Source organism: Micromonospora sp. NPDC049089, assembly GCF_040648775.1.
Taxonomy (GTDB): Bacteria; Actinomycetota; Actinomycetes; order Mycobacteriales; family Micromonosporaceae; genus Micromonospora.
The window spans coordinates 1-7344 of record NZ_JBEZEH010000278.1 but is presented as its reverse complement, the minus strand read 5'-3'; the positions used below and the strand labels follow the sequence as shown (position 1 = coordinate 7344).

Sequence of the window (7344 nt, the reverse complement as noted above, 5' to 3'; positions counted from 1 at the left end):
CCGGGCCGTCGGGGCAGCCGTCGACCAACCGCCCGTAGAAGTCGGCGGTGGTCCAGGAGGTGCACTGGTCGGCGACCACGAGCACCTGGCGGCGGGCGACCAGTTGTCCCTGCCGCGCCGACCGGCGCAGCGTCGCGGCGTACCGGTCGAGGGCGTCGGGCACCTGGTGCAGGTGGTCGGCGACCACCGCCCAGTCGTCCTCGGTGCGCCGGGGCAGATTGTCGAAGAGCTGCCGAAGCAGGTGCACCGGCGTGGCCAGTGGGGCGAGCAGTCGGGTGGTGAAGCCCGCGTCGTACAGGTCGACCTCACTGGCCAGCCGGTCGAGCAGGGCGTCGGCCAGGGACCGCTCACCGGGGTCGTGCGTGGTCGCCGCGGCGGCGGCCGTCGCGGTGCGTCGGGCCAGCTCGGCGCGGGCGTCGAACCCGTCCGGGGAGAGATCCGGGACGTGCGACCCGGGGGTACGCCCCACCGCCTCGGCCGCCTGCGGGTCCAGCTCGGCGAGCGCGTCGAGGTACCCGTCGGCGACCTGGGTGATGCTGCTCATCGCGGCACGCCGAACCGGCCGTTGTCGTCGCGGTACGCCACCCCGCCCTTCATCACCGCGTGCAGGGTGCGCAACGCGGAGACCGAGCGGGTCGGGTCGTCGCGCAGCACCAGCAGGTCGGCGTGCCTGCCCGCCTCGACGGTGCCGAGGGTGTCGGCACGACCCAGCCACTGCGCGGGGCGGGTGGTGGCGGCCTTGAGCGCGTCCGCGACCGGCATCCCGGCGTCCACCATGAACTCCAGTTCCCGGACGGTCGCGGTGGTCTCGTCGTAGCCGGCGTGCGGGGGCATGTCGCTGCCCAGGGCGATCGGCACACCGTTGCGGATGGCGTGCTGGAGGCTCTCCCAGTGTCGTGGGCCGGCCGCGAGGGCCCGGTCCATCAGCCAGCCGGGCACCCCCGAGTCGCGGAAGAACTGCTCGCAGCGGCTCACCACGATCGTCGGCACGTACCAGACACCCCGCTCGGCCATCAGCCGGGTGACGTCGTCGGTCAGCTCGTACCCGTGCTCGACGCAGTCGAGGCCCAGCTCGACGGCGCGGCGGACCGAGTCGGCCGGGCCGGCGTGCGCGGTGACCTTGCGCCCCCAGTCGTGTGCGACGCGGATGACAGCGGCCATCTCGTCGTCGAGCAGCTGCGGGGTGTCGATCGCCTCGTGCTGGCCGGCGATCCCGCCGGAGATGCAGACCTTGATCAGGTCGGCGCCGGCGCGGAGCTGTTCGCGGGTGGCCCGGCGGAACCCGTCCGCGCCGTCGGCCTCCAGGGCGTCGGCGTCCCAGCCGTGCCCGCCCGTGCAGCAGAGCGCGTGCCCCGCGGTGAAGATGCGCGGGCCGTCGACCGCGCCGGCCTCGATCCCCCTGCGCAGGGCGAAGTCGGCGTACCGGCTCTCCCCGACCAGGCGGGCGGTGGTGACACCGGAGTGCAGGGTGCGCCGGGCCGAGTCGGCCATCAGCAGCACCAGCTCCGCCAGGTTCGCGCCGTGCACAGTGTCGGCGAGGTGGCCGGGCAACCCCAGGGAGAGGTGGACGTGCATGTTGGTCAGACCCGGCATGACGTGCTCGCCGCCCAGGTCGACCACCCGGGCCGCGCCGGCCTCGGCGAGAACGTCGTCGACCTGACCGACGGCACGGATCATCCCGTCGGCGTCGATCCAGATGCCGCGATCCGGTTGGAGGGCGTCCTGGACACCGTCGTAGAGGGCGAGGTTGACCAGGACCTGTTCGGTGGGCATGCGCATGGGGCGTCCTCAGAGTGAGCGCGCGGCGGTCGGGGCCGTGGCAGGGTCGGTGAGCCAGCAGGCGACGCTGCGGCCGCCCAGGTCGACGGTGGGCGGCTGCTCGCCGCAGGGCGCGAACGCGTGCGGGCAGCGTGGCCGGAAACGGCACCCGGTGGGCGCGTTGGCCGGGTCGGGCACCTCCCCGGCGAGGATGGCGGGCAGGCGCGGGGCGGGCCCGATCTGCGGCACCGCGTCGATCAACGCCCGGGTGTACGGGTGTCGTGGCTCGCGCCACAGCTCGCGGGTGGGTGCGGCCTCGACGATCCGGCCCAGGTACATCACGGCGGTAACGTCGGCGATCTCGTGCACCAACGCCAGGTCGTGGGAGATGAAGAGCATGCCCATGTCGAGGTCGCGGACCAGCCCGACGAGCAGGTTGACCACCTGCGCCTGGGACGAGGCGTCCAGCGCGGTGACCGGCTCGTCCGCGATGATCATGCGGGGTTCCGGGGCGAGCGCGCGGGCGATCGCCAGGCGCTGCCGTTGACCGCCGGAGAACTGGTGCGGATACCGCTGGGCGGCGCTGGTCGGCATGGCCACCCGTTCGAGCAGCTCGTGCACGCGGGCTCGGCGGGCCGACCCGGTGACCGCAGCCGGCACGCCGTCGAGGAGTTGAGAGCCGATGGTGCGCCGGGGGTTCAGCGAGGCGTACGGGTTCTGGAAGACCATCTGCAGGCCGACCTCGGCACCGGAGCGGGGCCGCCAGCCCAGCGGGGCGACCGGTCGGCCGGCGTACTCGACGGTGCCGGCGCTCGGCGCGCTGAGCCCGACCGCGACGCGGGCGAGTGTGGACTTTCCGCACCCGGACTCGCCGACCAGGCCGACGATCTGGCCGGGCGACACCTCCAGGCTGACCCCGGCGACGGCCCGCACCCGGCCCCGCCCTCGGGAGCGGTACTCGACCTCCACGTCGGTGAAGGACAGTCGCGCGGGCGCTGTGGTGTTCACGCGGCCACCTCCAGGTGCGGACGAACCACGCAGGCCACCGACCGGTCGACTCCGGCGGGGGTGAGCGGGGGCGGGGCCTCACCGCAGGACGGTTCGGCGTACCCGCAGCGGGGTTGGAACGGGCAGCCGGGCGGCGCCTCGCCGGGTGCCGGCGGCGCGCCCGGGATGGGCCGCAACGTCCCGCCGTTCTGGGTGCCGTGCGGTCGGGCGCCGAGCAGCGCGGCGGTGTACGGGTGGGTGGGGGCGGTGAGCAGGCTGCCGGTCGGGCCGGTCTCGACGACCCGCCCGGCGTAGAAGATGTAGCCACGGGTGGTGAGGGCGCTGAGCACCCCGAGGTCGTGGGTGATGAACGCGACGGCCAGCCCGGTCTCGGCGCGCAGCCGTTCCAGCAGGGCGAGGATGCCGGCCTGCACTGTGACGTCGAGGGCGGTCGTCGGTTCGTCGGCGATCAGCAGTCGGGGCCGGGCGGCCAGCGCGATGGCGATGGCCACCCGCTGCCGCATCCCGCCGGAGAACTGGTGCGGGTACGCGCGCAGCGCCCGCTCCGGGTCCGGGATGCGGACCTGGTCGAGCAGCTCCACAGCGCGGCGACCGGCAGCGCGACGGTCCATCCGCAGGTGCGCCCGCATGTGCTCGGTGAGCTGCCGTCCGACGGTGAGCATCGGGTGCAGGGCCGCGCTCGGGTCCTGGAACACCATGGCGATGCCCGCGCCACGGACCCGCTGCCAGCCCCGGGCGTCCAGGCCGAGCAGTTCGGTCCCGGCGTACCGGGCCGAGCCGGTGACCGCCGCCCCCGGGGGCAGCAGCCCGAGCAGGGTCTGCGCGGTGAGGCTCTTGCCGCAGCCGCTCTCCCCCGCGATGCCCACCAGCTCACCCTCGTCGACGGTCAACGACACGTCGTGCAGGATCGGCAGCGGGCCACGCGGTGAGGGCAGGGTGACGGCCAGGGAGTCGACGTCGAGCAGCGGTGCCACCTCAGCGTCCCTTCGTGTAGCGGGGGTCCAGCCGGTCGCGCAGCGCGTCGCCGAGCACGTTGAAGGCCATCACCACGGTGAGGATGGCGAGGCCGGGGAACACGCTGACCCACCACATCGACAGGTCCTGCGCGCCGAGGGCCACCATCGAACCCCACTCGGCGGCCGGCGGGCGCGGGCCCAGACCGAGGAACGACAGGGCGGCGAGCAGCAGCACCGCGTTGCCCAGCTCCAGGGTGGCCAGCACGATCGCCGGGCCGATGCTGTTGGGCAGCACGTCGCGGCGCAACGCCCGGATCGGCCCGACGCCGAGCAGGCGGGCGGCGTTGAGATAGTCGTCGCCGCGCATGCTCAGCACGGCGCTGCGGATGACCCGGGCGTAGACCGGCCAGGAGACGATGACCAGGGCCAGGACGGCGTTGCGGGTGTTCGGGCCGAACGCCGCCGTCACCGCCATGGCCAGGATGATCTGCGGGAACGCGAACACCAGGTCGGTCAGGCGCATCAGCGCCTCGTCGACGAACCGGCCGACGTATCCGGCGACCAGCCCGAGCAGCCCGCCGACCAGCAGGGCCAGCGAGACGATGGCCAGGGCCAGCGGGATGGACAGGCGGGCGCCGTGGATGACCCGGCTGAGGATGTCGCGGCCGAGCGAGTCGGTGCCGAACCAGTGCGCCCCGGACGGCGACGCGTACGTGTCGGGGCTCTGCGCCAGCGGGTCGTACGGTGCGAGGACGTCGGCGAGCAACGCCAGCAGCAACCATCCGCCGAGGATGGTCAGCGCCGCCACGGTGATCGGTTGACGCCACACCGGTCGGCTGCCTGAGCCGCCGCGCAGTCGGCCGAGCCAGCGGCGTCGGCCCAGGGCCCGTTCCGCCTTCGGGTCTGCAAGTGTCGTCATGACAGCCGGATCCTCGGATCGATGAGCCCGTACAGCAGGTCGACGGTCAGGTTGACGAGCGTGTAGACCAGCGCCACGAAGAGGCTGACGCCGAGGATCGCGGGCAGGTCCAGCGCCGTGGCGCTGCGGTACGCGTACTGGCCGACGCCGGGCCAGCCGAAGATGCTCTCGACAAGCACCGTCCCGGAGAGCAGCGAGGCGAACGCCAGGCCGGAGACGGTGACCACCGGGACGAGGCCCGCGCGCAGCAGATGCCGGCGCAGCACCACCCGGGTCGGCAGGCCCTTGGCGTACGCGGCCCGGATGTAGTCCTGCTGAAGCACCTCCAGCATCGCCGAGCGGACGAAGCGGACCAGCATCGCCACCGTCAGCGAGGTCAGCACGAGCACCGGCAGGGACAGGTGCTGGGCGGCGTCCCAGGCGACGTCCCACTGCCCGGCGAGTGCCCCGTCGACGGTGTACATGCCGGTGACCGTGGGCGGCGGGCTGAAGTCGGTGGACAGTCGCCCGCCGCTGGGGGCCAGGCCGAGTTGGTAGAAGAAGACGTACAGCACGACCAGCGACAGCCAGAACGGCGGGGTGGAGAGCCCGAGCAGGGCGCCGATCCGAACGAGCTGGTCCGTGAGCCGGCCGTTGCGGACCGCCGCGAGCATGCCGACCCCGGTGCCGATGAGCAGCGCCAGCACCATGCTCGGGAGGGCCAGCTCCAGGGTCGCCGGCACGTAGTGCAGCAGGTCGTCCAGGACGGCCCGCCCGGTCTGCTGGGAGTGGCCCAGGTCGCCGTGCAGCAGGTTGCCCAGGTAGTGCAGATACTGGGCCCAGAGCGGCTGGTCCAGACCCCACTTCTCGCGGAAGGCGGCCACCGCGGCGGGGTCGTTGAGGGCCTGGTCGGAGAGGTTGGCGGTGACCGGGTCACCGGGGACCACGTTGACCAGACCGAACGTCACCACGGTGACGCCGAGCAGCAGGCCGGCGGTGACCGCCACCCGCTTGGCCAGGAAGGTCAGCAGCGGGTGGGCACCCCGGGGCCGGGACGCGGTCGTGGCGACCGCGCCCGGCTCACCGTCGTGGACTGTCGTCATGTCGTCGGTACTACTTGCGCCCGACCGCGGCGACGTCCACCTGCCAACCGGCGGCGGTGTAGTCCGCCCCGGTCAGGTCCGTGGTCGCCACGACGATGGAGGAATTGCTGGCCAGCACGAGGTACGGCGAGGACGCGTTCATCAGCCGCTGCCACTCCTGCATGGCGGTGGCCCGGCCGGCCAGGTCGAGGGTCTCGGTGACCTTCCTGCCGGCGGCCACCACTGCCGGGTCGGCCCGCTCGACCGTCCAGCCGGAGCGCAGCGCGGTCGCCTGGCCCGGTGCCATGTTGTTGATCAGTGAGTCGGCGACCGGGTAGTTCAGGCTCTGCGGGGTGAACCCGAGCGGAGACTTCCCGCCGCGCATCTCGTCGAGGAACGTGGTCAGCGGCTGCGGGTTGAGCTCCAGCTTGATGCCGGCCTCGGCGGCGTCGCCCTGCACCTTGGTCGCCACCGTGCCGAGGTCCACACCCTTGTAGGTGATGGCCGGGTAGGTGAACTTGACCGTCGGGTTCGTCAGGCCGGCCTCGGTGAGCAGCGCCTTGGCCTTGGCCACGTCCCGCTTGGACTCCTCGCCGGCCGGCAGCGCGCCCGGGAAGGCGGGCGCGACCAGCCCGGCGCCGGGGGCGGCGCCCTTGCCGTACAGGGCGGCGATCCCCTGGTAGTCGATGGCGGCGCGCAGGGCCTGGTTGAACTTCGGGTTCGAGGTGACCGCCGAGACGGCCGGGTCGGCGTTGAGGAAGAGGAAGTAGACGGTGTCCTGCACGCCGGAGGTCTGCAGGCTGCCCGGCAGGCCGTCGAGGAGCTTGCCGGAGATGTCCAGGGACACCTCGGCGGCCTCGGCGCGTTGCATGGTCAGCTTCTGGGTCTGCACATCCATGTTGCGCAGCACCACCCGGGAGAACTGCGGCTTCGTGCCCCAGTACTTCGGGTTGGCCTCCAGCACCACCTGCGACGAGGGGTCGTAGGACTTCAGCACGTACGGGCCGCTGCCGACGGAGTTGGTGTCCAGGTACTGCTGCGCGGTGTCGCCCTGGGCGGCGTCGGCGCCGTCGCGGGCGCCGTGCTCCTTGGCGACCTTGGAGTTGAGCACCGCTGTCGACGGCATCGACAGCACCACCGGGATATTCGGGTCGGGGGTGGCCGAGGCGACAACGACCGTGCTGTCGTCGGTCTTGGTCACGGTCAGGCCGCTGACGGTGACCGCGGGGCTGGCCTTGATGTTCTTCAGCCGATTGAGCGAGAACACGACGTCGTCGGCAGTGAGCGGGCTGCCGTCGGCGAACGTCACGCCCTGCCGCAGCTTGAAGGTGAACGTCTTGGCGTCCGGCGACGCCTGGTACGACTCGGCCAGCGCCGGGACCGGCTTACTCACATCCGAACCCTTGAAGGTGAGCAGGGTGTCGTAGAGGGCGTGCACGGCGGTCAGACCGGTTGCCTCGTAGACCCGGCCGGGGTCGAGGGTCTTGAGCACGAACGAGGTGTTCACGGTGAGGGTCTTGGCCGTGCCGTTCGCGTTTCCGCCACTGCCGCCGGCGCTACAGGCGCTGACGGAGAGGACGGCCAGCGTCGCCAGAGCGGACGCTCCGGCGAGGAGCCGGCGGGGAGACACCGACATGCTGTT

7 protein-coding genes are annotated in these 7344 nt (G+C 72.7%); all 7 read right to left on the bottom strand.

Annotation, left to right across the window (positions count from 1 at the left end):
* A partial coding sequence (locus AB0B48_RS30805) for a DUF885 family protein (RefSeq protein WP_357207696.1) occupies nucleotides 1-544 on the bottom strand: 544 nt, incomplete at its 3' end.
* Nucleotides 541-1779, bottom strand: a complete 1239-nt coding sequence (locus AB0B48_RS30800) for an amidohydrolase family protein (protein ID WP_357207693.1) — start codon at nucleotides 1777-1779, stop codon at nucleotides 541-543. The genes AB0B48_RS30805 and AB0B48_RS30800, both read right to left, overlap by 4 nt.
* Before the next feature lie 9 nt (nucleotides 1780-1788).
* Complete coding sequence (locus AB0B48_RS30795; protein ID WP_357207690.1) at nucleotides 1789-2766, bottom strand: ABC transporter ATP-binding protein; 978 nt, start codon at nucleotides 2764-2766, stop codon at nucleotides 1789-1791.
* Nucleotides 2763-3740 (bottom strand): ABC transporter ATP-binding protein, encoded by a 978-nt coding sequence (locus AB0B48_RS30790; RefSeq protein WP_357207687.1) that lies wholly within the window; start codon nucleotides 3738-3740, stop codon nucleotides 2763-2765. Before AB0B48_RS30790 ends, AB0B48_RS30795 begins: the two co-directional genes overlap by 4 nt.
* 1 nt (nucleotide 3741) lies before the next feature.
* Nucleotides 3742-4641, bottom strand: coding sequence for an ABC transporter permease (locus AB0B48_RS30785; protein ID WP_357207684.1), 900 nt, complete (start codon nucleotides 4639-4641; stop codon nucleotides 3742-3744).
* On the bottom strand, nucleotides 4638-5723 hold the full coding sequence (locus AB0B48_RS30780; protein ID WP_357207682.1) for an ABC transporter permease: 1086 nt from the start codon (nucleotides 5721-5723) through the stop codon (nucleotides 4638-4640). The genes AB0B48_RS30785 and AB0B48_RS30780 overlap by 4 nt, the downstream gene beginning before the upstream one ends.
* 10 nt (nucleotides 5724-5733) lie before the next feature.
* The coding region (locus tag AB0B48_RS30775) for an ABC transporter substrate-binding protein (protein ID WP_357207679.1) at nucleotides 5734-7344 on the bottom strand (1611 nt) is incomplete at its 5' end.